At 72.9% G+C, this 23896-nt stretch carries 23 protein-coding genes and 1 pseudogene; 12 read left to right on the top strand and 12 right to left on the bottom strand.

Annotation, left to right across the window (positions count from 1 at the left end; translation table 11 throughout):
- Positions 1-10 precede the first annotated feature (10 nt).
- Both AC068A_RS01100 and AC068A_RS01095 read left to right on the top strand, forming a co-directional pair.
- Positions 11-310: an RNase A-like domain-containing protein gene (locus AC068A_RS01100; protein WP_478578916.1), complete on the top strand. Its 300-nt coding sequence runs from the start codon at positions 11-13 to the stop codon at positions 308-310.
- Between the two features lie 12 nt (positions 311-322).
- On the top strand, positions 323-997 hold the full coding sequence (locus tag AC068A_RS01095) for a contact-dependent growth inhibition system immunity protein (RefSeq protein ID WP_478578914.1): 675 nt from the start codon (positions 323-325) through the stop codon (positions 995-997).
- Between the two features lie 399 nt (positions 998-1396).
- On the opposite strand, the gene AC068A_RS01090 is transcribed toward AC068A_RS01095, so the two are convergent.
- The 5 genes and pseudogenes from AC068A_RS01090 to AC068A_RS01070 all read right to left on the bottom strand — a co-directional run.
- Positions 1397-1921 (bottom strand): DUF6262 family protein, encoded by a 525-nt coding sequence (locus AC068A_RS01090; protein WP_478578912.1) that lies wholly within the window; start codon positions 1919-1921, stop codon positions 1397-1399.
- Entirely contained in the window at positions 1918-3381 is a 1464-nt protein-coding gene (locus AC068A_RS01085) for a tyrosine-type recombinase/integrase (protein WP_478578909.1), read from the bottom strand. Before AC068A_RS01085 ends, AC068A_RS01090 begins: the two co-directional genes overlap by 4 nt.
- A 1156-nt stretch (positions 3382-4537) precedes the next feature.
- Complete coding sequence (locus tag AC068A_RS01080) at positions 4538-5281, bottom strand: hypothetical protein (RefSeq protein ID WP_478578906.1); 744 nt, start codon at positions 5279-5281, stop codon at positions 4538-4540.
- The gene (locus AC068A_RS01075) at positions 5248-5514 is read right to left on the bottom strand and encodes a hypothetical protein (protein ID WP_478579399.1); all 267 of its coding nucleotides are present in this window, start codon (positions 5512-5514) and stop codon (positions 5248-5250) included. The genes AC068A_RS01080 and AC068A_RS01075 overlap by 34 nt, the downstream gene beginning before the upstream one ends.
- Before the next feature lie 14 nt (positions 5515-5528).
- Positions 5529-5702 (bottom strand): annotated as a pseudogene (locus AC068A_RS01070) (NF041680 family putative transposase); the annotation flags it as partial.
- A gap of 769 nt (positions 5703-6471) precedes the next feature.
- Between AC068A_RS01070 and AC068A_RS01065 the strand changes: the two are divergent.
- Together AC068A_RS01065 and AC068A_RS01060 are read left to right on the top strand one after the other, a co-directional pair.
- Positions 6472-6837 (top strand): NUDIX hydrolase, encoded by a 366-nt coding sequence (locus tag AC068A_RS01065; RefSeq protein ID WP_478578904.1) that lies wholly within the window; start codon positions 6472-6474, stop codon positions 6835-6837.
- A gap of 330 nt (positions 6838-7167) precedes the next feature.
- A complete protein-coding gene (locus AC068A_RS01060) occupies positions 7168-7368 on the top strand; it encodes a hypothetical protein (RefSeq protein WP_478578901.1) in 201 nt (66 codons plus the stop codon).
- Between the two features lie 1031 nt (positions 7369-8399).
- Here AC068A_RS01060 and AC068A_RS01055 read toward each other — a convergent pair.
- The gene (locus AC068A_RS01055; RefSeq protein WP_478578899.1) at positions 8400-9365 is read right to left on the bottom strand and encodes a pirin family protein; all 966 of its coding nucleotides are present in this window, start codon (positions 9363-9365) and stop codon (positions 8400-8402) included.
- Positions 9366-9471: 106 nt separating this feature from the next.
- Between AC068A_RS01055 and AC068A_RS01050 the strand changes: the two genes are divergently transcribed.
- The 6 genes from AC068A_RS01050 to AC068A_RS01025 all read left to right on the top strand — a co-directional run bounded on the left by AC068A_RS01050 (position 9472) and on the right by AC068A_RS01025 (position 13957).
- Entirely contained in the window at positions 9472-9822 is a 351-nt protein-coding gene (locus tag AC068A_RS01050; protein ID WP_478578896.1) for a tetratricopeptide repeat protein, read from the top strand.
- 118 nt (positions 9823-9940) lie between these two features.
- Complete coding sequence (locus AC068A_RS01045; protein ID WP_478579386.1) at positions 9941-11152, top strand: methyltransferase; 1212 nt, start codon at positions 9941-9943, stop codon at positions 11150-11152.
- A gap of 28 nt (positions 11153-11180) precedes the next feature.
- Complete coding sequence (locus AC068A_RS01040; RefSeq protein ID WP_478578894.1) at positions 11181-12041, top strand: MerR family transcriptional regulator; 861 nt, start codon at positions 11181-11183, stop codon at positions 12039-12041.
- A 130-nt stretch (positions 12042-12171) separates the two neighbouring features.
- Positions 12172-12834 (top strand): DUF6230 family protein, encoded by a 663-nt coding sequence (locus tag AC068A_RS01035; RefSeq protein ID WP_478578892.1) that lies wholly within the window; start codon positions 12172-12174, stop codon positions 12832-12834.
- Complete coding sequence (locus AC068A_RS01030; protein WP_478578889.1) at positions 12825-13304, top strand: DUF6114 domain-containing protein; 480 nt, start codon at positions 12825-12827, stop codon at positions 13302-13304. The genes AC068A_RS01035 and AC068A_RS01030 overlap by 10 nt, the downstream gene beginning before the upstream one ends.
- Positions 13301-13957 carry a hypothetical protein gene (locus AC068A_RS01025; protein WP_478578887.1) on the top strand — a complete coding sequence of 219 codons (657 nt, stop codon included), beginning with the start codon at positions 13301-13303 and terminating at the stop codon, positions 13955-13957. The genes AC068A_RS01030 and AC068A_RS01025 overlap by 4 nt, the downstream gene beginning before the upstream one ends.
- A 130-nt stretch (positions 13958-14087) precedes the next feature.
- Here AC068A_RS01025 and AC068A_RS01020 read toward each other — a convergent pair whose 3' ends face one another.
- The 5 genes from AC068A_RS01020 to AC068A_RS01000 all read right to left on the bottom strand — a co-directional run bounded on the left by AC068A_RS01020 (position 14088) and on the right by AC068A_RS01000 (position 20408).
- Positions 14088-15518, bottom strand: coding sequence for a dihydrolipoyl dehydrogenase family protein (locus AC068A_RS01020; protein WP_478578884.1), 1431 nt, complete (start codon positions 15516-15518; stop codon positions 14088-14090).
- 55 nt (positions 15519-15573) lie between these two features.
- Entirely contained in the window at positions 15574-15945 is a 372-nt protein-coding gene (locus AC068A_RS01015; RefSeq protein WP_478578881.1) for a thioredoxin family protein, read from the bottom strand.
- Positions 15946-16265: 320 nt separating this feature from the next.
- A complete protein-coding gene (locus tag AC068A_RS01010) occupies positions 16266-17705 on the bottom strand; it encodes a benzaldehyde dehydrogenase (protein WP_478578878.1) in 1440 nt (479 codons plus the stop codon).
- A gap of 174 nt (positions 17706-17879) precedes the next feature.
- Positions 17880-19079 carry a thiolase family protein gene (locus tag AC068A_RS01005; protein ID WP_478578875.1) on the bottom strand — a complete coding sequence of 400 codons (1200 nt, stop codon included), beginning with the start codon at positions 19077-19079 and terminating at the stop codon, positions 17880-17882.
- 279 nt (positions 19080-19358) lie between these two features.
- On the bottom strand, positions 19359-20408 hold the full coding sequence (locus AC068A_RS01000) for a LacI family DNA-binding transcriptional regulator (protein WP_478578873.1): 1050 nt from the start codon (positions 20406-20408) through the stop codon (positions 19359-19361).
- Between the two features lie 452 nt (positions 20409-20860).
- On the opposite strand from AC068A_RS01000, the gene AC068A_RS00995 reads away from it, so the two are divergent.
- A complete protein-coding gene (locus AC068A_RS00995) occupies positions 20861-22279 on the top strand; it encodes an amidase (RefSeq protein ID WP_478578870.1) in 1419 nt (472 codons plus the stop codon).
- A gap of 98 nt (positions 22280-22377) precedes the next feature.
- On the top strand, positions 22378-23040 hold the full coding sequence (locus AC068A_RS00990) for an O-methyltransferase (protein WP_478578868.1): 663 nt from the start codon (positions 22378-22380) through the stop codon (positions 23038-23040).
- Here AC068A_RS00990 and AC068A_RS00985 read toward each other — a convergent pair.
- A complete protein-coding gene (locus AC068A_RS00985) occupies positions 23030-23884 on the bottom strand; it encodes a TIGR02452 family protein (protein WP_478578865.1) in 855 nt (284 codons plus the stop codon). The two genes, AC068A_RS00990 and AC068A_RS00985, sit on opposite strands and share 11 nt — an antisense overlap.
- Between the last annotated feature and the right edge of the window lie 12 nt (positions 23885-23896).

The raw sequence follows: 23896 nt of genomic DNA, 5'->3' as shown, positions 1-23896 counted from the left end.
CTGGGAATCCATGCTGACGCGAACCGCCACCTACCCCGACCGGGAAACCGCCCAATGGGCCACCCAGGAGGTCATCACCCGTAACGAGCAGGCCATCCACCGCTGGCTCACCCAGGGCACCCGCCTCCGGATCACCCTCGAAGCGGCCTGGCCCTCCCGTCCCGATCCGGTCGGCCGCGTCCTGCTCCAGGCCATGGCCTTCGCCGGGCGCGGGCCGCTGGACGTACGGGCGGCACGGGTCGTGCTCCGGCGCGAGCCCGGAGCGCCCCACGGTTTCGTCGTTCACACCACCGTCCCGATCTACCTGTAGAGGCCGTCCCCGATGTCCATGAAGCCCATCGACTTCGACCGCCGCTACGGCGAGCTGGGCCAGGTGGTCAGCGCGTACCTCGGTCAGCCCGCCGACGACGAGCAAGACCGGCCGAGCCGCGCTCTCCGGGCCTACCTGCGGCACACCTGGCACACCCGCCCATGGGCCCTGTCGGTCGCGGAGCAGCAGCTGCGCGCCTATGCGCACAATCCGCCCGGCCGACTGCGGCAGCGGCTCGGCGAGTTCTACCCGGTTCCAGACGTCGGGCTGCCGGAGTCAGAAATCCAGGGGTGGCTCCTGCTGCTCGCCGATCACATCAAGCAGAGCATCAAGAACGGCGAGGTGCCACGCCCGTCACCGCTGCCCGAGACCCACTGGGAATGGCACGCACGCTTCCCCGAACTCGGCCAGTTCCTCGGCGGCTGGTTCTCCCAGGACATGCCGGACGAGTTCACCGACCACGAGGCGGCCGTCCGCGACTACGCCGACTCGACAGACCGCACCCTCGTGGCCCGCGTCGTCGGCGAGATCCGCGAGCTGCTCGCACTCGGCCTGGACGAGGCCGACCACGCCCTTGCCGTGGCGGAACTGGGGATGGAGCTCGAACCGCCCGGGGACCACTCGACAGGCAGCTGGCTCAGCACCGTCGCCGTCGAACTGAGCCACTTCCGGCCCGAGTACGCGTAGCCGTCTGCCTCCAGTGTCAGGGCGCGGCTGCGCACTCCACCCAGAGCCGCTTGCCCGCGTATCCCCCGTCGAGGCAGTATGAGCCGTCCTGTCCGCGCACAGACGTACGAGGACCAGCCCGCGCCCGTCCTCGGCTTCGGGAGCGGGCGGTGCGGGGTCGCCTGCGAAGGGGGGCCGGGATGTGCGGGTTGGTGTCCCAGACGCCGACCCGGACCCGGTCGGCCGCAGCCGGAGCGCGCAGGGCCCATACGAGTGCCGGAAGGCGTTGGAGACCAGCTCGCTCGCCAGGAGGCTCGGCGGTGTCCGCCGGGCCCTGCATGCCGTGGCTCCGGAGCACCGCTCGCAGTGTGGAGCGGGCGATTCCCGCTGCGCGGGGATCGTGCGGGAGGTGGAGGCTGGTCAGGTGCCCGCGATTTGGGTTTCGAGGTCGGCGACCCGCCGGTCCTGGAAGCGGAGGTTGGACCGGGCGGCCTTCAGCCGCTCGTCGAGGGTGCGGTTGTCGGCCGTGAGCCGGCGGACGCGCTGTTTGAGGGCGGTGTTCTCGGCGGTGATCCGTTGGATGGTCTCCTCGGTCCATTCGGCTTCCAAGTCGCGGACCTCGCCGAGAGGTTCACCGATGCGGGTCCGCTGAGCAAGTATCTCGGTGTGCGCTGCCTTGAGGCCCTCCTCGGCGAGCACCCCCAACCGTCGTTCGCCGGCCTCCGTCATCGCCGAAGCGACGGCGGCCCGGGCATCGGCGTTGTCATAAAGGAAGGTGCGTGAGACGTCTGCGCGGCAGGCGACGGCGGCGACGCTGACCTGAGCCTTCTCGCGCCGCAGTCGGGCGATGGCCTCGTGAACGGGCTGGAGGGCGGTTTCGGTCTTCTGACGGCGGGCCGCCAGGGCGGCGGCCGTGCGCGGGGCGGGGACAGTGGCGGTGTTCATGCGACGTCCTGTTCGTGGTCGGTGTCCTCGGTTGTGCATGTATCGCTGTACTCGCACTCCTCGTCGGTGCCCGCGTCGGCGAGGTCGGCGGCGCGAAAGGCGGTGGACCACACACGGTGGAAGTAGTCCTGGGGTTTGCGCAGGTCCAGGGCGAGGGCGTCGTCGAGGAGGCCGAGGCCGGCCAGGGCCTTCTCCAGACCGTCGATGGCGCGAGCGGTGGGCTCGAAGTAGCGGTGGAGGTAGTCGGCGGTGGCGTCAGCGGGGGCGCCCTCGGCCAGCAGCCGCCACTGCTCGCGCTTGCGCCGCCAATAGAGCAGGTCAGCGCCGGACAGCACGAACTTATCGCAGTTGTGGCAGTCCAGGTTCCAGGGACAGGAGCCGCCGTCGACGACGGGCTGGAAGGTGCAGAAGCCACCCTCGGCGGGGGTGCTGCGACGGGACAGGTCGATGGCCAGGGCCTGGGCCTGCTCGCGGGTAAGCGGGGTGGTGTCACTGGCGAGGATGTCGCCGGGGTTGGTGGTGCCCGGTCCGGCGACCCACACGTGCTGGAGGACGTTCTCCAGGTCCGACTGGGTCAGGTGGACGTAGTGCTCGGCCATGCGTTCGGAGACCTGGCCGAGGTAGCGGCGGATGTGGGTCAGGGTCGCACCATGTCGCAGCAGCCGGGTGGCCAGCGTGTGCCGGGCCTGGTGGGCGACGTAGTGACCGCCGAGGTCGAGGTCGGTGAGCCAGCTGCGGAAGCCGGTGTGGAACCAGGTGTAGGACAGGGCGCGGCGGCCGTCAGCGTTGAGGATGTCGGTGGGGAACAGCGCCAGGTGGGCGCGCTCGGCGGGGGTGGGTTGGCGGCCGGCGTGCCGGTCGGCGTAGTGGGCCAGGGTCTTTTGGCGGCGCGCTTCGAGCCGGTCCAGGAGTTGGTCGGGGATGCGGACGGCCGCGTTCAGGTTGCCGACCTTGGTCTGGTCATGCCAGAGCAGGGGCAGCCCGCCGTAGCGGCCGACGCAGTCCAGGCGGAGCCGGATGACCTCGCTGGCGCGCCGGCCGGTGACGATGATGGTCTCCCACACGTCCCGCAGGCCCCGGTCGTGCGGGTCGTAGCCGACGGCGAGCTGCTGCAGGTTGGCCTCGTCCGCGAGGGCACGGGCGACCTCGTCGGGGAAGGGGTTCCGGCTGCGGGGGGTGCCCCGGCCACCGACCGGCATGGCGGCGATGAAGGCGCGGTCCAGGCCGATTCTCTCGGCGCTGCCGCTTTCCAGCGCGCCGCGCAGCAGGGACCGGCCGTAGTTGAACACCATGCGGCGCGAGTTCTCGGTGACCCTCGACTTCTTGCCGTCCAAGCGGACCTGGCCGCGGAAGGCCAGGCCGAGGCGTTCGCGGTTGCGCAGGTCCGCGACAAACCGGTGGACGTGCCCGCCGCACAGCACGGTGGGGTCGTGGCCGCCGCCGGGCGCCTCCGCCTCCAAAACGCGGACAGTTCGGCGGCGGCGCGGCGCACGAAGTCCACCGGCTGGGCGCTGCGCGGGCAGGTGGGCGAGCGCAGCACGTCGGCGACGTGGTCCCACAAGAGGTCGCGCAGCCACCGCTGGGAGATGCGGGTCAGGTCGACGTAGCTGGAGCGGCCTGGGAAGCGGACCCCGAAGTGCTCGGTCTCGATGTAGCCGGCATCCCGGGTGTCGGAGGGGGTGAAGTAGATCTTCCGCAGGGCTTCCTGTATCTCCGGAACCATGCGCTGGTGGTAGGCGCGGCGGAAGAGGGACGGGTCCAGGCCGGCCAGGGATGCCACGTCGCGGCGCTGGCACTCGTCCGCGAGCGACTGCACCCACGTCAGGTGCCACACTGCGACGGGCTGCAGGCCGTGGACATGCATGCCCCACTGCAACTCCGCCTTCAGCAGCGGGCGCAGACCGCGCAGGTTGACCTGCCCGGTGCGGTGCACCGGCAGCTGTGCGCGGCACCAGGCGCGGAAGGCGACTTCGTCCTCGCAGGTCACCGGGACAGGGCGATCGCGGCGCTCGCAGGTGGCGAAGAAGTTCTTCGGCAGCTTCGCCCCACCCGGCCGCCCGGCCCGGATGTAGCCGCGCTCGTGCGCGCCGCACAACCCCAGCGGCGAGGCGGCCAGCTCGTCACACACGTCCGCACGGCACTCCCCATAGCCCGGCAGCGACGGCTGGTCGGCCAGCCACCGCTCGAACTCCACCTCGCCCCTGCCGGGAAGCCGCTTCAGGTAGCTCAGCCACCGGTTGCGGTGCCGGAAGCACAGCACCAGCTGCAGGCTGAACGCCGGACGCTCGGGGCAGATCCGGCACATCATCGCCTCCGGCATCTCCGTGGCCGGCAGCGGCTCCGCACTCCGCAGGAACTGAGCCCGGCTCATCCCGCGCGCCTCCGCCTCCTGCCACTGCTCGGCGTGCACCGAGCACATCGCGTAGCGCCGCCAGCAGGGCCGTTCGCAGTCGACGACCGTGCAGTTCCACGGATAGACCGGGTGGGTCGGTGGGATCTTCAGCACCCCGCCGCGCAGCACCGGGTCGGACTCGGGCCCGTTGATCAGCGCGGTGAGTACCTCCAGCCGGTCCCGTCGCATGCGGGCATCCTGGCGCGGCAGCTGCGACGGCGCGGTCACTTCGTCTCACCCCAGACCGTGCGCAGGGCGGCGTCGAAGACCGGGTCGTGGACATCGACGTGGCCGTAGACCTCATCCACCATCGCGGCCGAGGCCCAGCCGCCGGCGTCCCGGGCGATCAACAGGTTGCCGTCGGCGGCGTCGAGAACCGCGGAGGTGAACGAGTGCCGGAAGGCATGGGGCTTCACGACCCCGAGGCTGGCGCGCTTTCCAGCCCGGCCGAGCATCCGCCGGGCCCCGACCGGCGCCCACGGCTGTCCGGTATCGGCGCCGTGCAACTGGACCAGGAGCATGCCGTGCCCGGCGCCGCGCGGGTACTCGGTGGTGAGGTACTCGAAGTAGGTGTGCACCATCGCGGGACTGACCCGTTTGATCAGCCCGCCGGTCACGGTGCCGTGCTCGACCCGCCAGGGGTGCTTCGTCTTGGCCTCGGCCCGGTTCGGATTACCGGGCCGGTGGCAGACGTGCAGGTGAGGGGCGCGGCACTCGCCGCAGCCGGCATTCTCGCGCAGGTGCAGGTCGACCAGGTGGAGCCCGCAGAGCTCCCCGATCCGCAGGCCGCCGTCGGCGAGCCAGGTGACCACCAGCCGGTCGCGGGCGGCGTTCACCGTCTCCAGCAGCCTCTCCCGGGCGCCGTCCGGGAGCATCTTCGGATGCCGGCGGTACGGCCCCTTCGGCGCCAGCGGGTTTGTGGGCAGCGACGACTTCACGTGCCCGAGGAACGAACGCCGCCGGTCCACCTGCCGAGTTCGCCGTTCACACCGAGGGAGGACTGGTGCAGGTAGAAGCCCTTCAGGCAGGCTGCCGCAGTCGACAGCGCGGAGTGGCCGTAGGGGCGCTTGCCGACCCGCCACGGCTCGCCGAGCGGCATGCGGACGTCGGCACCGACGACGCCCATGTACCTTTCCAAGTCCCGCAGTTGGACTGCGGCGAAGGCCAGGCACTCCCGCTCCAGCCACCGCAGATGGTCCACCAGCAGATACGCGTACGCCGCAGGTATGCCTGCCAGAGTCTGTCGGCGTCTGCCGCGGTGGCGTCGGTGCCTGACCACCACAGCCAGACCGGCTTGGGGGTGGCTCCGCTGGGCAGGCGGTCGGTGTCCAGGCGGATGACGGTGCCCTCGATGACCGGAAGGATGCCGTCGGCCGCGGCCCATACGACGATGTGGATCGTGGCGGTCGCCCTCCGGGTGGCCGAGGATCGCAACCAGTATCCGGGCTCCCCGTTGTCGAGCATCCCCGCGAGTGGCGGTCGCCCTTCGGGGTGGCCGAGGATCGCAACGCCCGATAGTTGGCGTCGGCCCGCGTCTGCGTGCCGGTAGTGGCGCTCATCCTCCGGGAGCCGAGGATCGCAACACACCACCCTCGCCCGAGCTGGATGATCAGGACCCGATGGCGGTCGCCCTCCGGGGCAGCCGGGGGCCGCGTTGTGATTCTACGCCGCAGTGCGCGGTATGTGAGCCCCCTTCCGCGCCAGGACTCACGAGGTCATCCTGGTGACATGGCGACCCTCCCGAAGGCTCCCTGCCCCTCTTGCGCCGTCCCGCACGCCCTGCTGCCTACGAAACGAATCGGGTACGGGTCGGTCAAGGACCACAAGATCGAGCCCCGGGCCCTGGTGCTGTGTCCGGGCAGCATGGTCCACGTCGCTTACGCCGAGGCGCGGGCGTGGCAGCTCGAGTTCGAGCGCGCCCAGCAAGACGCAGCAACGTCGGCCGCGGTGGAAGAAAGACTCTTCGAGGGATGACGATCAGACAGCACCCCTATTCAACTCATCGCGGCAACAACGAGGAGAGCGCGAGGGTGACCGGCCACAACGGCCCGTCGGCCATCGCCCACCTCCTCGCCCCGACGACGGGAGTGTCGTGAGTGACGGAGAGGCATCACTGAACAGCAATACTGCCCCTGCGCCTTGGGTCGCAGGTGCGGTTGTGGTTCACCAGGGCCGCGTATTGCTCGTACGCCGACGGGTCGCGGATGGCCAACTCTCATGGCAGTTCCCGGCGGGCAAGGTCGAGCCGGGCGAGTCCTTCGAGAAAGCCGCCGTCCGCGAGGCGAAGGAGGAGGCCGGGGTGGACGTGTTCGCCGTGGCCCCACTGGGCGAGCGGGTCCATCCGATCACCGGCCGACGGGTCTCGTACACGGCCTGCGAGCTGGTCGGCGGGACCGCGCATGTCGCGGACGTCAACGAGATCGCCGAGGTCTCGTGGGTGACCCTGTCAGAGATCCCGCGATACATCCCGTACGGACTCTTCGAGCCGGTCCAGCGACACCTGAACGCCGTCCTTCAATCTTGACCACAGCTACCAGGACGAGAGCCGCTGCTGCTTGACCCAAGCCAGCACGTCCGACACGTCGTTCCGAAGGGCAGCCGCCACCGCCCAGTTCGGGAGCGGCCCAGACTTCTCCTTCCAGTTGCGATCCTCGGCCGTCCCGAGGGACGACCGCCACCCTCGGAGGCGCAGATCATAGAGCGCACCACTGACATGTTGCGATCCTCGGCCCTCCCCGAGGACGACCGCCACTGGGCACGCTCTCGAGCGGCAGGCCACCGCCCAGGACGTTACGATCCTCGGTCTTCCCGGAGGACGACCGCCACCTTGGCCCCGACGCCAAAGGCGGTCTCGGTGTCGAGGTTGCGATCCTCGGCCGTCCGCAAGGACAACCGCCACCTGCCCGAGCCCGGCTCCAGCACCCGGCCTCCGTCGTTGCGATCCTCGGCCGTCCGCGAGGACGACCGCCACGTCAGGGCGGCAGGCCCGGACACCACCCACACCCACCGGTTGCGATCCTCGGCCGTCCGTGAGGACGGCCGCCACGGTGCCTGACGTGCATGATTCAGGCTAACCGGATAAGCCAAGAGGTCGGCGCCTCGGGGCAAATACTGCCAAATTGGGTGTTTCCAGCTCGGTGAAAGCAACTTGTTCCGTGTGTACTTGTGGTTCCGAAGTACCTGGCATCTGGGCCAGGTGGGTTTGTCAGTGCCCCTTCGAAGGCTGTCTGGCTATGTCGAAGATATCTGTGGAATCCCGAGACGACGGTGAGCTGCCCGGCCAGCCGTTGTGGGCTCACAGCCGCAGTGGGGTGACCGGATTACGTCATACGCTGCAGGACCACCTATGGGGATCGGCTTCGCTGGCCTGTGCTTTCGGGACGGTTTCGGGCTGGGGCTTGCAGCGGAGTATCTCGCACTCGTGCACGAGCATGCACGCCCGGGCAGTGCGGTTTCGGTCGTCAGCGGATTGGGCAGAGGATGGACGCCGGGCGACCACGGTGCGGACCGCGGCGCCTTATGCCCGGCGAGTTCGGCCCGGCTGCGGCCAGGATGCTCGCCCATTGAGCAAGGAATGTTGCCGCTGGCGGCCGTGGCGTCATGCCGCGCTCAGTCACCAGCAGGCCGCGGACACTCTTATTGCAGCGCCGTTCATCGCCCTGCCTCCCAGAAGCCCACCTCGCCGAGACGGCACGGCGGACGCCGCTGCGACGACCGCTGCAGGGGTTGTCGGCTTCCTACAAGCGGTGACGCCCAGGCGATCAGACTCTCAGTCCGGCCCTTGCGGAGCGCCGGGGGCAAGCCGACCGGCACGTAGCCGGGAACACCTTCCAGACAAGCGCGGATCGCCGACGAAGTCGATTCGGCGGCTACACCTGCCCAAAGCCTCACCTGACACGGCGTCAGAAAAGTCAGCATTGGGTCAGCATTCGTCGACACACACCCACCCACGGACGCCCACAGAGGGGGACGGCCCCGCACCATCGAAGGGCCGGCGCGGGACTCGATCCGCAGTGCCGAGGGTTCAGCAACCGGAAAGCGCCCGACCCACACCCAGCGGGGCCGCCTCTCACCAGTTACCGCAGGTCAGCGCACTCGGCCGCGTGGTTTTAGGTGGGTCGGGGGCAGGTCAGGAGCCGGAAGCGGAGGGCCGTCATACCCCTTCACCTCGCCGAATCTCGTCCCATTCATCCAGTCCTCGCGGGCCTGTGCGATATCCTCATGGGACCGGCCGATCCAGTTCCAGAACATCACGATCTCCTCCTCGAACGGCTCGCCGCCCAGGAGCATCAGGCCCGCGTCCGAGGCCGCGCGCAGCGGGAGTTCGGTGCGGCCGCAGCCGAGGTAGAGCATGGAGCCGGGGAGGACCGGGACGCCGTCGACGTGGGCCTCGCCGGACATCGACAGGACCGCGTACTCGAAGTCCGGCTCCAGCGGGAGCCTGGCCTCGGCTCCGGCCGCCAGGGCGATGTCCGCGCCGACGATCGGGCTGTACGCCGTGCCGGGCGAGGTCGCCGTGTCGAGGGTGCCCAGGATCAGCGTGGCGCTCAGGCCGGGGGCGGTCACGTGCGGCAGCTCGGCGTGGTGCTGGAAGTGCGGCTCCACGTCGCGGTGGGCGTCGGGGAGGGCCACCCACAGCTGGGCGCCGTGCAGGAACCGGCCGTGCGTGCGGGGGCTCTCCTCCGAGTGGCTGATCCCGCGGCCGGAGGTCATCAGGCCCAGCTCGCGCGGCCGGATCGTCTGGAGGCTGCCGACGCTGTCGCGGTGCAGCACCTCTCCCTCGTGGAGCCAGCTCACCGTCTGGAGGCCGGAGTGGGGGTGGGGCGCAACCTGCATACCGGGTTCGCCCGCGATGTCGTCCGGGCCGTAGTGGTCGACGAAGCACCAGGCGCCCACCATGCGGCGGCCCAGGTTCGGCAGGAGTCGGCGGACCTCGGTGGATTCCCCGAGCTTGACCGTGCGCGGGCTGAGGAGCTCGCGCACGGGTTCGGCGACGACGAAGCCGCGGCCGCCGCAGGCGGAGAGAGCGGGCTGGCGATCGAGATTGCTCATGCGGACCAACTTAGTACCGCCGCCGTCGCCGTGTTCCGTGGAATGCCGGGCTCCCGTGACGTGTTGGAGGGGGCGGACGCAGCACCGGAGCAGCGGAAGGAACCCGATGGACGCGCCGACGACGTACTACGGGCAGGGGACGGCGGCCGAGCGCTGGGCGCGCGCACGGCTCTTCTTCGACGCGAAGGAGTACGCGACGGCCGTGAAGGTCCTGCACACGCTGGCGGCCGAGGTCCCCGAGCAGCTGGCGCCGCGGCTGCTGCTGGCCCGCGCCTGCTACCACTCCGCGCAGCTCTCGCGCGCCGAGCAGGAGCTCCGCGCGATCCTGGAGCGCTGGCCGGTGGAGGACTACGCGCAGCTGATGCTCGGCCGCACCCTGGAGCGCCAGGGCCGCGCCGCCGCGGCGGCCCCGTACCTGCGGCTGGCCTCGGCGATGGCCGGGGAGTTTCCCGGGTAGCACCCCGGCGGGCCCGTCCGGCCTCCACCCCGCCGCTCCTGCCCTGCCCGCCCCGCCCCGCCGCGTGCGTGCGGGGGCGGGCGGCCGGCTCGGTTAGCCTGGGGGCACGATGAACCGTCTGACCACGCCTTTCGGCTCCTACGAGCTCACCCGCTTCCCCGCCGACCCGCGCGACCGCCTCCGCGCCTGGGACGCCGCCGACGAGTACCTGCTGCGCCACCTGGACGCCGGTACGGGCGAGCACGGCCCGGTGGACCTGGCCGGCGCCGGGCAGATCACGGTGCTCGGGGACCGCTGGGGGGCACTGGTGACGGCGCTGGCCGCGTACCGGCCGACGCAGATCACCGACTCCGCCCTGACCCGCGCCGCCACCGAGGCCAACCTGGCGCGCGCCGGTGCCGCCGAGGGCGCGGTCACTCTGCTGACCACGCAGGACGCGCCGCCGCAGCGGATCGACCTCCTGCTGGTGCGGGTGCCCAAGAGCCTGGCGCTGCTGGAGGACCAGCTGCTGCGGCTGGCCCCGCACGTCCACGCCGGCACGGTCGTGGTCGGCACGGGCATGGTCAAGGAGATCCACACCTCCACGCTGAACCTGTTCGAGCGGATCCTCGGCCCGACCAGGACCTCCCTCGCCGAGAAGAAGGCCCGGCTGATCTTCTGCACCCCGGATCCCGCGGTCACCGCGGCCGCGGCAGCGTCCGCCGCCGCGCCGGCCGGGGGCGGCTGGCCGCTGACGTACACGCTGGACCGGGACGCCGGTTCGGGGGCGGGTCTTACCGCCGTCAACCACGCGGGGATCTTCTGCGCGGACCGCCTCGACGTCGGCACCCGGTTCTTCCTCCAGAGCATTCCGACCAACACGGACGGCGCCCGCGTCGTCGACCTGGGCTGCGGCAACGGCATCGTCGGTACGGCGGTCGCGGTCGCGGACCCCGACGCGGAGCTCGTGTTCGCGGACGAGTCGTACCAGGCGGTGGCCTCCGCCCGGGCCACGTACGAGGCGAACGTCCGGCGCGGCCGCCGCGGCGGGGCCGAGTTCCTCGTCGGCGACGGGCTCGCGATGCTGCCCGCCGGGTCGGTGGACCTCGTCCTGTGCAACCCGCCGTTCCACTCCCACCAGGCCACCACGGATGCGACGGCGCTGCGGATGTTCGCGCAGTCGCGGCGGGCGCTGCGGCCGGGCGGCGAGCTGTGGATCGTCGCCAACCGCCACCTCGGCTACCACACGCATCTGCGCCGCCTCTTCGGCAACAGTGAAGTCGCCGCGAGTGAACCGCGGTTCGTGGTCCTGCGGGCCGTGAAGCGGGAGAACCGTCCGCGCCCCATGTGACCAGCCGGTACGTCCTACACTCGGCCGCGTGAGCAGCCTGGTGCGGGACGACGTGAACGGCGTGGACGGCGAAGACCGCGAGGACACCGACGCGGGCGCGGATGCGGGTACGGGTACGGGTACGGGTAGGGGTACGGGCAGCACCGGTGCGGGTGCGGCCGCGGGTGCGAGGCGCTATCGCCGGGAGGAGTTGGCGCAGGCGGCCGGCGTCAGGGTGCGCAACCTGCGCTACTACCAGGAGCGCGGGCTGCTGCCGCCGCCGCGCCGGGAGGGCCGCATCGCCTGGTACTCCGAGGACCACCTGACCCGGCTGCGCCTGATCAGCGATCTACTCGGGCGCGGCTACACGGTCAACGGCATCGGCGAGCTGCTGCACGCGTGGGAGGCGGGCGGGGGCCTGTCCCAACTGCTGGGCCTGGAGCGGGCGATGACCCGGGACTGGGTGCAGGAGGAGCCGGTCACCATGACCCTGGCGGAGCTGGCCGAGCTGTTCGGGCCGGCGGCGACCGCCGAGGACACCCGGCGGGCGGCCCGGCTGGGGTACCTACGCATCGACGGCGACCGGGTCACGCACCGGAGCCGGCGGCTGCTGGAGGCGACGCTCACGCTGGTGCGGCAGGGCGTGCCGCTCGCGGAGATCCTGGACGCGGGGGACCTCGTCCAGACGCAGGCGGCGGCGCTCGCGGACCGGTTCGTCGGACTGTTCCGCCGGCATGTGATCGGCCCGGACGGGCTGGGGCACCTTTCGGCCACGCAACTGGATCACATCAGCAGCGCGGCGTCGGCGCTGCGGCCGGTCGCCGGCGAGGTCGTGGCCGCGGAGTTCGCCCGGGCGATGGCCCGGAGGGTGGAGGCCGAGGTCACCGAACTCCTGGGCACCGAGCGGTAGGTGGGGCGGGACCGACGGGTAGGACTCGGCCGAAACGGTACGCCCGAGCAACCTTGCCAACCCCCATTGGCACTCTTACATTCAACTCGTCGGTAACAACGGTGCACAGCCGAAAACAAGGGGCGATCCCATGACCGATTCCCCGCACTTATCGGACGTATCCGGCCCGCCCGGCAGAGATGCGTCAGCCCCCGACGAGGGGGCCGGACGGGTCCGCTGGCGCCGCTTCGCCGTGCTGGCCGTCCCCGCCGTCGCCGTCACCGCCGGCCTCGGCATCGCCCTCGCGCAGGGCGTTCTCGCCGCCTCCTTCGCCGTCTCCGGCCAGCAGTTCAAGGTCGCGGCGTCGAGCCTGGAGGGCGAGGGCTTCGCCCAGTACGGCAGCATCGACGTCAACGCCCGCCAGGAGCTCATCCCGGTGGCCGTCACCGCCGTCAAGGAAGCCCGGCTCCACAACCTCTGCCAGTCGGTGGTGACCTCGCTCCCCCTGGTCGGCGACATCTCCCTCAACCTCACCGCCGGCAAGAAGACTCCGGTCGAGGCGAGCAACCTCTTCGTCGACGCCACCCAGCTCTCCGGCAACGCCGTCTTCACCAACATCGAGATCGGCCGCGACGCCTCCACCCTCGACAAGGGCCCGGCGGAGGCCGTGGGCATGCAGGACCTGTTCGCGCAGCAGGCGGACACCGTCAGCATCACCGACCTCCAGCAGACCGCGTGGGCGACCAACGCGGGCACCTTCAAGCTCGCCGGGCTGAGCATGAACATCAGCAAGGGCAAGAAGGAATGCTTCTGATCCGCTGGCGGCGGTGGCGGCGTTCCAGGCCGTTCTGGGGCGGGCTCCTCGCCGTCCTCGCCGGGGCCGAGATATGCGTCCTGCCGCTGGCACCGTTGAAGGTCATGCTCCAGCAGGGCGTGGCGGGCATCCCGTCGGTCCTCATGGGAATCGTCATGATCGTGCTCGGCCTCACCGCCTGGTTCGCCCCCGCCCAGCGCGGCCTCGCCGGGGTCCTGACCACGCTCATCGCGACCGCCTCGCTGGTGCTGTCCAACCTCGGCGGCTTCCTGATCGGCACCCTGCTCGGGATCCTCGGCGGCGGCCTGATGTTCGCCTGGCAGCCGTACGCCGCCCCGCGCCCCGCGCCCGCGGAGGGCTCCCCCACACCCCCGCAGGCCCCCGCTCAGTCCCCTCCCGCTCACGCTCCCGCTCCCACCCGCACCCCCACCCCCACCCCGCACCACGATCCCCAAGGAGCCCAGCCATGAGCCGAAAGCGCACCGCGCTCGCCCTCGGGATGGCAGCCGCCGGAGTGCTGTCGGTGGCCTCGGCCACAGCCACCGCCACCGCCGTGCCCCGGCCGCTCGCCGAGTCGACGACCGTCACCCCGGCCGGCCACTCCTTCACGGCCGCCCTCAGCGGGAAGGCCACCCTCAAGGCCGGCGCGGTGACGGTGACCTGCACGGTCTCCGTCGCCACCGGCACCGTGCCGGACGCCCCCGGCAACCAGAACCCCGCCGGGCCGGTCTCCTCCCCGATCACCCCGCCGACCTACAGCTCGTGCACGTCCAGCATGCCGGGCGTGACGCCGACGGTCACGACCAGCGGTTCCTGGTCGGTGTCGATGCAGCACGGCTCGCCCGTCACCGCCACCATGACGGTCCCGGCCGGCGGGCTCGTCCTCCGGACGAGCGGCCTGGCCAACTGCACGGTCACCGCCGCCCCCGCCGGCCCGGCGAACGTCTCCGGGACCTGGGCCAACGGAGCCCCGCCGAGCCTGACCTTCACGGGCGCCACCGTGCCGGTGACGGTCACGGGCGGGTTCGGCTGCCCGACGAGCGCGACCACGTCGACGTTCAACGCCGTCTACAAGATCACCGACACCACCGACCCGGCGCAGCAGATCACCGTCGGCCCCTGACCCCCGCCGGCCGGCGCACCGGGCAGGCCCGCCCGCCCCGGACCGTCCGGGGCCGGGTGGGCCTGCCGCGCGTACGGGGCCGGTGGCGCGAGCAGCGGGCCCGGGAGCGGGGGCCGGGGCCGCGGCCGGGTCATCCCCGGTAGGCCTCCAGCAGCCTGAGCCACACCTCGCTGATCGTCGGGAACGCCGGAACGGCGTGCCACAGCCGGTCGACCGGGACCTCCCCCGCGACCGCGATCGTGGCCGCGTGCAGCAGCTCGGCCGCGCCCGGTCCCACGAAGGTGGCGCCCAGCAGCACCTCCCGCTCCAGGTCGACGACCATCCGGGCGCGTCCGCGGTAGCCGTCGGCGTACAGGCCGGCGCCCGAGACCTTCCCGAGCTCGTGGTCAACGGCCCGGGCCCGGTGGCCTGCCCGCTCGGCCTCGGCCAGGGTGAGGCCCACCGCCGCCGCCTCCGGATCGGTGAACACCGCCTGCGGCACGGCCCGCCGGTCGGCGGTCGCCGCGTGCGCACCCCAGGGGCCGGTGTCGGGCTCGGGGGTGCCGGCCGCCCGGGCGGCAATGGCGGCGCCCGCGATCCGGGCCTGGTACTTGCCCTGGTGGGTGAGGAGGGCCCGGTGGTTTACGTCCCCGACCGCGTACAGCCAGTCGTGCCCCGGCACCCGGCAGCTGTCGTCGACGTCGATCCACCCGCCCGGTGCCAGCCCGACGGTCTCCAGCCCGAGGTCGTCGGTCCGCGGCGCCCGGCCGGTCGCCATCAGCAGCTCGTCGCCCTCCACGATCTCGCCGCCCTCCAGCACCACCCGGACCGGGCCGGACGGCCCGTCCCGGACGACCGCCTCGGCGACGACACCCGTACGGACCTCCGCGCCGGCCTCGCGCAGCGCATCCGCGACCAGCTCCCCGGCGAAGGGCTCCATTCGCGGCAGCAGCCCGGAGCCGCGGACGAGCACGGTGACCCGGGAGCCGAGCGCCTGCCAGGCCGTCGCCATCTCGGCGGCCACCACCGAGCCGCCGACGATCACCAGCCGGCCCGGCACGTGCCGGGCGGAGGTGGCCTCGCGGCTGGTCCACGGCCGCGCCCCGGCGATCCCGGGCAGCGGCGGGATCACGGCGCGGCTGCCGGTGGCGACGACCACCGCGTGCCGGGCGGTGAGGACGTGGTGCTCGCCCTCGGCGCCCTCGACGGCGACCGTCCGGAGCCCGGCGAGGCGGCCGTGGCCCCGGTAGGTGTGGGCCCCGATGGAGTCGAGCCAGTCGACCTGGCCGTCGTCCTTCCAGTTCCCGGTCCAGTGGTCGCGGTGCGCGAAGACCGCCTGCGCGTCGAGGGCGCCCGTGACGGCGCCCGCCAGCCCGGGCACCCGGCGGGCGTCCGCCCTGGCCAGCGCGGGGCGCAGCAGCGCCTTGCTGGGGATGCAGGCCCAGTACGAGCACTCGCCGCCGATGAGCTCGGCCTCCACCAGGGCGGTGCTGAGCCCGGCGGCGCAGGTCCGGTCGACGACGTTCTCGCCGGCCGGTCCGCCGCCGAGGACCACGACGTCGTACTCCACCGCTTCCGACATGCGCGCCTTCCAGGGTGTCGGGGCCGGGGGTCAGGCCCCGCCGGTCCCCGTCACATTAGCCGCGGTCCTGCTGCGCGGCGGCGATCTTCGCGCGGACTTCGTCCATGTCGAGGGCGCGGGCCTGGCCGATGAGGTCCGCCAGGGCCGGCTCGGGCAGCGCGCCGGGCTGGGCGAAGACGGCCACCTGATCCCGGACGATCATCAGGGTCGGGATGGAGGTGATCTGGAAGGCCGCGGCGAGCTCCGGCTGGGCCTCGGTGTCCACCTTGGCGAACACCAGGTCGGGGTGGGCCGCGGAGGCCTTCTCGTACACCGGGGCGAACTGCAGGCAGGGCCGGCACCAGCCCGCCCAGAAGTCGATCAGCACGAACGGGTTCTCGCTGACCGTTTGGTCGAAGTTCTCTTTGGTGAGCGCGACGGTAGCCACGTTTCCAGACCTCCTCATTGCCTCGTACGGTCCTTGAACGAACGACCCGCCCCGCGCATTCCGGCCACGGGAACCGGACCGCCAGTCGGGTGGCGGGGTGGCGGAGCACGCGGCGGGGTGGCGGGGCGGGGTAGCGCGGCTGGGCGGTGCGGACCGGCTGAGCGGCCTCGGGGAAGTGGGGTGCGTTTCCGCGTCGTCCGGTGCGGTGCATCGGCGTGCAGCCGCATCGCCCTCGTACTGGACGTACTTGGGTGATGTGGCAGTGCGGCGAGGTGCCATGCCGGGCGGCGCGGGGGCGTGCCCCACTTCCCCGAGGCCGCTTAGAAGGGGTGCCCGGCGGGGCCGGACCGCAGGGTGGTCCAGCGCAGCTCGGTGAACGCGTCCAGGTTCGCCTCCCCGCCGAACCGGACCCCGGTGCCGGAGGCGGCGACCCCGCCGAAGGGGGCCACGGCCTCGTCGTTCACCGTCTGGTCGTTGACGTGCGCGATCCCGGTCGGGATCCGCCCGGCGAGCTCCAGCCCGCGCGCCGCGTCCCGGGTGACGATGCCGAGGGAGAGGCCGTACGGGCCGGCCGAGGCCAGCTCCACCGCCTCGTCCTCCGACGCGAAGGACCGGACGGGCGCCACGGGCCCGAACACCTCCTCCGCATAGGCCGGGGTGTCGTCGCCGACGCCGGCCAGCACGGTCGGCCGGTAGAACAGCCTCTCGTACGTGCCGCCGGCGACCAGCTTGGCGCCCTGCCCGGCACTGGCCTCGATCAGCGCGTGGACCCGGTCGAGCTGGGTCCGGTCGATCAGCGGTCCGAGGTGCACCTGCTCGCGGTACGGGTCTCCCACCGCCAGCGACTCGGCGCGCGCGGCCAGGCGTTCGACGTACTCGTCGTACAGGGAGGCGTGGACGATGTGCCGGCCCGTGGTCATGCATATCTGGCCCTGGTGGAAGAAGGACCCCCAGGAGGCCTGCGCGACGGCGGCCTCCACGTCGGCGTCACGGAGGACGACCAGGGCGGAGTTGCCCCCCAACTCCAGGTGCAGCCGCTTGAGGTGACGGCCGCCCAGCTCGGCCACGGCCCGGCCGGAGGCCGTGGACCCGGTGAACGACACCACCCGCACCAGCGGGTCGGCGACCAGCGCGGCTCCCGTGTCGGCGCCGCCGGGCAGCACCTGCAACAGCCCAGCGGGCAGGCCCGCCTCGGCGAACACGGCGGCGAGCGCGAGGCCGCCGCACACGGCGGTCCGGTGGTCCGGCTTCAGCAGGACCGCGTTGCCGAGGGCGAGCGCCGGGGCGACGGAGCGGACCGACAGGATCAGCGGGGCGTTGAACGGGGCGATCACGCCCACCACCCCGGCGGGCACCCGGCGGGTGAAGGAGAGCCGGGGCGCCTCGCTCGGCAGCACCTGTCCGGCGGGCCGGGAGGCCAGGGCTGCGGCCTCGTAGCACTCCTGGGCGGCGACGTGCAGCTCGAAGTCCGCCTTGCCGGGTATGGAACCGGACTCGCGGACCAGCCAGTCGCGCAGCTCGGCTGCATGGGCGGCGAACAGGTCCCCGGCCCGGCGCAGGACGGCGGCGCGCTGGGTGTGGGCGGCCAGGGCCCAGTCCTGCTGTGCGGCCCGGGCGCGTACGGCGGCCTCCGCGACATCGGCGGGTGCGGCCAGGTCGAGGGTGGCGAGGGTGCGGCCGGTGGCGGGCTCGACGACCGGCGCGGTACCGCCGGTGAGGGTCGGCCCGTCCTGCCAGAGCGTCGGTTCGAGGAGCGGCATGACGCGGGGCCTCCGGGAGGGGGTCGGCGGAGCGGCTGGCGGCGGGGGGCGGCGGAGCAGCACGCGCCATCGTGCCAGACCGGAGGCACCACATCTGTTCGGTTATTGGGCAGTTGAGGGGGCGCGGTGACCGGAAACGATCGCCGCGGCCCCGTCATCGGCCCCCGTCGCCGCTCAGCGCTCCAGGACCAGCGCGATGCCCTGCCCGACCCCGATGCACAGCGCCGCCAGGCCCTTGCCCGAGCCGGCCGCGGCGAGCTGGTGCGCCACCGACCCGGCCAGCCGGGCGCCCGAGGCGCCGAGCGGATGCCCGATCGCGATGGCCCCGCCGCGCGGGTTGACGACCGCCGGGTCCAGCTCCGGCCAGGCGGCGAAACAGCCCAGCGCCTGCGCCGCGAAGGCCTCGTTCAGCTCCATCACGGAGAGGCCGGCCAGGCCGGTGCCCGCCTTGGCGAGCGCCCGCTGCACGGCCTCGACCGGGCCCAGCCCGAACAGCTGCGGCTCGATCCCGGTGACCGCGGAGGCGCTGATGCGGGCCAGCGGCTCGCGGCCGGTGGCCGCCAGCCCCGCCTCGTCGGTCAGCAGCAGCGCCGCCGCGCCGTCGTTGAGCGGGGAGGCGTTCGCGGCGGTGACCGTGCCGGTGCCGTCGGTCCGGAAGACCGGCTTCAGGCGGGCCAGCGCCTCGGGGGTGGACCCCTCGCGGATGCACTCGTCGCGGACGAGGCCGACGCCCGGGTACGGCACGACCTCGTCGTCGTACAGCCCGGCCGACCAGGCCTCGGCCGCCTTGCGGTGGCTCTCGAGCGCGAACAGGTCCTGCGCCTCGCGGGTGATGCCGTGCTTCTCCGCGATGAGCTCGGCGCCCTCGCCGAGTGAGACGGTCCACTCGTCGGGCAGTCGCGGGTTGGTCATCCGCCAGCCGAGCGCGGTCGACCACATCTGCTGGTGGGTGGCGGGGAAGGGGCGCTCGGGCTTCTGCACCACCCAGGGGGCGCGGGTCATCGACTCCACGCCGCCCGCGATGGCGACGGACGAGTCGCCCAGGGCGATGGACCGGGCGGCCTGGATCACCGCTTCGAGCCCCGATCCGCACAGCCGGTTGACGGTCACGCCGGGCACGGTCACCGGCAGGCCCGCGAGGAGGACCGCCATGCGGGCCACGTCCCGGTTGTCCTCGCCGGCCCCGTTGGCGTCGCCGAAGACGACGTCGTCGATCCGGGCCGGGTCGAGCGAGGGCGTACGGTCCACCAGCGCGCGCACCACGTGCGCGGCGAGGTCGTCCGGGCGGACCCCCGCGAGGGCGCCGCCGAACTTGCCGATCGGGGTGCGGACGGCGTCGACGACGTACACGTCGCGGACGGTGCGGATGCTCATGGTGTTCTCTCCTGGGCGGATCCGTACGGGCGGCGGCGAGACGGTGCCGCCGTCGGCACCGGGCACGACGCCGGGCGCGCCCGGTGGGGCGCGCCCGCAGTCTCCGTCCGCCGGTCACCGCCTGTCAACGGCGTCCGGGGGTGCGGGCGGCACGGCGTGCCGGGGGCGGGCGGACCGGGGGTGGAATCGGCGGGTCGGCGGGAACGGCCAGGTCGGGAGGGTCGGCGAAGCGGGCGGGGCGGCGGCAGCAGGATGCGGAGGCAGGATGCGGCGGCAGGATCAGGTGGACTCGCGGTGGACGGCGGTGGCGGTCACCGGGCCGTGCCGGTCGGCGGTCCCGGCCGGCTCCCGTACTGCCCGGTCCACGAGCTCCGCGAGGTGGTCCCCGGTCGGCATCCCGATCCGCACCGTGCTCAGCCGGGGCCTCAGCAGCCGTCCGAGGAGCAGGTCGTCCGCTCCGATGACGGCCACGTCCTCCGGGATCCGCAGCCCCTCGTCCAGCAGGGCGCGCATCAGCAGCACCGCGTACTCGTCGTCGTACGCGAACACCCCGTCCAGGCGGAGCGAGCGCCAGCGGGCGGCGAGCTCCGCGGCCGACTCCTCCGTATAGGCCATGGCGAGGGGTACGACGGCGGGGCCGGAGGCGCCCGAGCGGGCGGTCGAGCGGGCTCCCTCGAGGCGGGCCGCGGCGAGGAGGGCCTGCCCCTGCTCGACCGGGACGACGACCCCGATCCGCCGGCGGCCGCGTTCCAGCAGATGGGCGGTGGCCCGAGCGCCGACCTCGGCCTGGTCCGTGATCAGAGTGTGGGCCCCGGGGACCCTGGCCGGCCCCATCGTGATCACCGCGCGGGCCCCGGCCCGCTTGAGGGTGTCGACATCGTGCGCCGACAGGGTGATCCGCCCGAGGCAGACCACGGCGACGGGACGCAGCTCGGCCCAGGCGCGGGCCGCCTCGTCGCCGCTCAGGCCGAGGCTGCCGTACTGGACCACCGTGTAGTCGAGGCGGCGCAGCGCCCGCTGGAGCTCGTTGAGGAAGGCGCTGTGGAGCGGGCCGACCGGGCCCTCGGGGGCGGGCAGCAGCACGATGCGGGTGTGGCCGGCGCGCAGGCTGCGCGCGGCGGCGTGCGGTACGTACCCGAGCTCCTCGGCGGCCTGGCGAACCTTGCGGCGGGTCGGTTCGCTGATGCGGACCGCTGCTGCGTTGTTCAGGACGTACGAGACCGTCGCGCGCGAGACGCCGGCGAGGCGGGCCACGTCGGCGCTGGTGGGCACGGACGGCGGCGTCGGCGCCGGGGTGGACGGCTTCGGCGGCTTCGATGACTGTGACATTGCCGTGGCATCCTTCCAGACCGGTTGCGGCCGGGGCCGGGCGTTTGGCCGGATGTGGGTCCGCGCAGCGGCGCCGGGTCCTCGGCCCGGTGGACGCCGCCTTTCCGTTGGGACGGGACCCGTCCGGACCGCCCCGAACTCCCCTCGGACCGCCCCGGGAGCGGACGCGGCCCTTCCCCGACGGGTGCCGGTGTCCCTCACCCGTGGTCGCGGGGCTCTGGCGCGAACACGCCGCTTCGCGGGCCGGCGGTGGCGACAATGCCGGTGTACCGCAGGCCTGTTCGCCGGGAGGGCGGGGCGGCGGCATGCAGTTGTACACCGCCGGACACACCATCCACCGCGACGACTTCGCCGGATTCACGGCGTCGTTGGAGGGATGGGTCTGGGGAATCCCCGCCCCCAGGCGTTACCGTCGGTTCGACTGATCGGTAACGGGGAGGGGTTGAGGGGTCATGGCCGTCTCATCGGGTACGCAGGCACCGACCGCCGGCCTGGCGGCCATGGCACAGGATCTCGCCGAAGGGTCTGTCTCCTCACGGGAGTTGACGCAGCGGGCGCTGGACCGGATCGCCGCCGCCCAGCCCCGCCTCAACGCCTTCCGCATCGTCCGCGTCGAAGCCGCGCTGGCCGAGGCGGACGCCGCGGACCGGCGGCTGGCCGCCGGCGAGCGGCTGCCGCTGCTCGGTGTGCCGCTGGCCGTCAAGGACGACATGGACGTCGCCGGGGAGCCGACCGCGTTCGGCTGCGCCGGGGACTTCCCGCCGAAGGCCGCCGACAGCGAGGCGGTACGCAGGCTGCGCGCGGCCGGCGCGGTCATCGTGGGCAAGACCCACACGCCGGAGCTGGGGCAGTGGCCGTTCACCGAGGGGCACGCCTTCGGTGCGACCCGCAACCCGTGGAACCCGGACCACACGCCCGGCGGCTCCTCCGGCGGCTCGGCGGCCGCCGTCGCGGCGGGCCTGGTCCCGGCGGCGCTCGGCTCCGACGGGGCGGGGTCGGTACGGATCCCGGCGGCCTGGACGCACCTGGTCGGGGTGAAGCCGCAGCGCGGCCGCATCTCCACCTGGCCGGAGCCGGAGTCGTTCCACGGGCTCACCGTGAACGGCGTACTGGCCCGCACCGTCGCCGACGCCGCCCTGCTGCTCGACGCGGCGAGCGGATCGCACCCCGGCGACCGGCACCGGCCGGCCCCGATCCCGGCGGTCGAGGCCGCCCGCCGCACCCCGCGGCGGCTGCGGATCGCCCTGTCGTTCGGGATGGCGTTCACGGCGACCCCGAAGTCCCTTGACCCGGAGGTGCGTTCGGCGGTGGAGCGGCTCGCGGGGCGGCTGGAGTCGCTGGGCCACGAGGTGGTCCCGGAGGACCCGCGGTACGGTCCGATCGGCCTGGCCTTCGTCCCCCGGGCCACGAAGGGCGTACGGGACCACGCCTCCCGCGTGCCGGACACCGAGCTGCTGGACCCCCGCACGCACGGGGCGATGCGCACGGGCCGGATCCTGGGCGGGCTGCCGCTGCGCGCGTCGCTGCGGGCGGAGCCGTACCTGCGGTGGCGGATCGGGGAGGTCTTCGGCCGGTACGACGTGGTCCTGACCCCGACCACGGCCACACCACCGCTGCGGATCGGGGCCCTGGCCGGACTGAGCGCGATGGCCACGGACCGGGCGATGATCGCCGCCTGCCCGTACGCCTGGACATGGAACGTCCTGGGCTGGCCGGGGGTCGGCATCCCGGCGGGATTCACGGCCAAGGCCCTGCCGATCGGAGCCCAACTTCTGGGCCCGGAGTCCTCGGAGCCCCTCCTCCTGAGCCTGGCCGCCCAACTGGAGTCAGCGGAACAGTGGCAGCGGCAGTGGCCGGAGGATGGGGTGTAAGGCGGGGGGAGGGCTCAGGCGCGAGCGCACATGTAAGTTCCCATCGGGGACTTACATGACGCACGAGAGCGCACGAGAGCGCAGTACAGGGAGCAGTGATGGATCAGCAGACGTGGACGGCCGTGGACGCATACTTCGACGGGCTGCTCGTCCAGGAGGACCAGGCGCTCCTCGGCGCCGTCGCCGACTCCATCGACGCCGGGCTGCCTGCGCATCAGGTCGCCCCGAGCCAGGGGAAGTTGCTGAACCTCCTCGCCCGCATCCACGGCGCCCGCCGCATTCTGGAGATCGGTACGCTCGGCGGCTACAGCACCATCTGGCTCGCCAGGGCCCTGCCCGACGGCGGGGAGCTGGTGACACTGGAGGTCGACGACGTGTGCGCCGACGTCGCCGCCGCGAACATCGCGCGGGCCGGACTGGAGGACGTCGTGGACGTCCGGCGCGGGCCGGCCCTCGAGCTGCTGCCCGGGCTCGCCGGCGGCGCCCCCTTCGACCTCGTCTTCATCGACGCCGACAAGCCGTCCAACCCGGCCTACCTGGAGTGGGCCCTCAAGCTCACCCGTCCGGGCAGTGTCATCATCGGCGACAACGTCGTCCGTGACGGCGCCGTCGTCGACGGCGCCAGCGACGACCCCCGCGTGCAGGGTGTCCGGCGGTTCGCCGAACTCATCGCCGCGCACCCCCGGTTGACGGCCACCGCCCTGCAGACCGTCGGCAGCAAGGGTTACGACGGCCTGATCCTCGCCCTCGTCACCGGCTGACGCCCCCAGCCGCCCCGGCACCGCCCGCGAAGGCCCGTTCGAAAGCCTCCCGCGGCGCCGGGTCGCGGTCCAGGACCGCGAAGACCACCCGTTCGAAGACCCCGGCGAAGCGGCCCGCCAGAAGACCCCGGAAGGCCTCCGCAACGCCCGCCGGGTCGTTGCGGAACACCCCGCACCCCCACGCGCCCAGCACCAGCCGCGGGTACCCGTGCAGGGCCGCGGTTTCCAGGACCCGCTCCGCGCGTCGGGCCAGGGCGGCCGGGATTTCGGCGGCGCGCTCCGGTTCCTGGCGGCGGATCGTGCCGGCGTTCGGGGCCGGGGAGGTGAGGAAGCCCACCCTGAAGGGCTCCTCCAGGAGTTCGCCGCGGTCGTCGCGGAAGACGGGCACTCCGGGAGAGTGGATCACCCGGTCGGTGTAGAAGGCGCTGCGTTCCGCGCGGTGGATCTCGTAGTACTCCGGGGCTTGGAGCAGCGTCTCGTACAGGGCGGACGCCCGGCACAGCGCTTCCTCCTGGGCCTTGGCGCCCCGGACGTAGCCGCCCCCGGGGTTCCGGGCCGAGGCGAAGTTCAGGACGGCCACCGCGGCCGGTCCGGGAGCGTCCGCGGCGAGCCTGCGGGCTGCGACCGTGCTGCTCTCCCCCGTCACCTCGATGGCGGTCTGGTAGCTTCTGGCCGGAAGTTGCCCGTCTGGAATGACCTGGTTCGTCCCATATATTCTGGTTCCTGCCTTGGCCTCCGCCAGGGCGGCGGCCAGGGAGACCTGCCGTCCCGACCGTGTGCGGTACCCGCCGGACGCCAGGATCTTCGTGTTATCCCGCGCGATTTCACGCAATCTGCTGCTCACCAGGCCATCATC

Source organism: Streptomyces sp. NPDC043854 (genome assembly GCF_056436005.1).
This window is presented reverse-complemented; position numbering and strand designations above follow the sequence as displayed.

What these genes read in the sequence shown, in the direction of transcription:
- AC068A_RS01100 (WP_478578916.1), top strand. Translation starts at nt 11, where the DNA reads ATGCTGACGCGAACCGCCACCTACCCCGACCGGGAAACCGCCCAATGG.
- AC068A_RS01095 (WP_478578914.1), top strand. Translation starts at nt 323, where the DNA reads ATGTCCATGAAGCCCATCGACTTCGACCGCCGCTACGGCGAGCTGGGC.
- AC068A_RS01090 (WP_478578912.1), bottom strand. Translation starts at nt 1,921, where the DNA reads ATGAACACCGCCACTGTCCCCGCCCCGCGCACGGCCGCCGCCCTGGCG.
- AC068A_RS01055 (WP_478578899.1), bottom strand. Translation starts at nt 9,365, where the DNA reads ATGAGCAATCTCGATCGCCAGCCCGCTCTCTCCGCCTGCGGCGGCCGC.
- AC068A_RS01050 (WP_478578896.1), top strand. Translation starts at nt 9,472, where the DNA reads ATGGACGCGCCGACGACGTACTACGGGCAGGGGACGGCGGCCGAGCGC.
- AC068A_RS01035 (WP_478578892.1), top strand. Translation starts at nt 12,172, where the DNA reads ATGACCGATTCCCCGCACTTATCGGACGTATCCGGCCCGCCCGGCAGA.
- AC068A_RS01030 (WP_478578889.1), top strand. Translation starts at nt 12,825, where the DNA reads ATGCTTCTGATCCGCTGGCGGCGGTGGCGGCGTTCCAGGCCGTTCTGG.
- AC068A_RS01025 (WP_478578887.1), top strand. Translation starts at nt 13,301, where the DNA reads ATGAGCCGAAAGCGCACCGCGCTCGCCCTCGGGATGGCAGCCGCCGGA.
- AC068A_RS01020 (WP_478578884.1), bottom strand. Translation starts at nt 15,518, where the DNA reads ATGTCGGAAGCGGTGGAGTACGACGTCGTGGTCCTCGGCGGCGGACCG.
- AC068A_RS01010 (WP_478578878.1), bottom strand. Translation starts at nt 17,705, where the DNA reads ATGCCGCTCCTCGAACCGACGCTCTGGCAGGACGGGCCGACCCTCACC.
- AC068A_RS01005 (WP_478578875.1), bottom strand. Translation starts at nt 19,079, where the DNA reads ATGAGCATCCGCACCGTCCGCGACGTGTACGTCGTCGACGCCGTCCGC.
- AC068A_RS01000 (WP_478578873.1), bottom strand. Translation starts at nt 20,408, where the DNA reads ATGTCACAGTCATCGAAGCCGCCGAAGCCGTCCACCCCGGCGCCGACG.
- AC068A_RS00995 (WP_478578870.1), top strand. Translation starts at nt 20,861, where the DNA reads ATGGCCGTCTCATCGGGTACGCAGGCACCGACCGCCGGCCTGGCGGCC.
- AC068A_RS00990 (WP_478578868.1), top strand. Translation starts at nt 22,378, where the DNA reads ATGGATCAGCAGACGTGGACGGCCGTGGACGCATACTTCGACGGGCTG.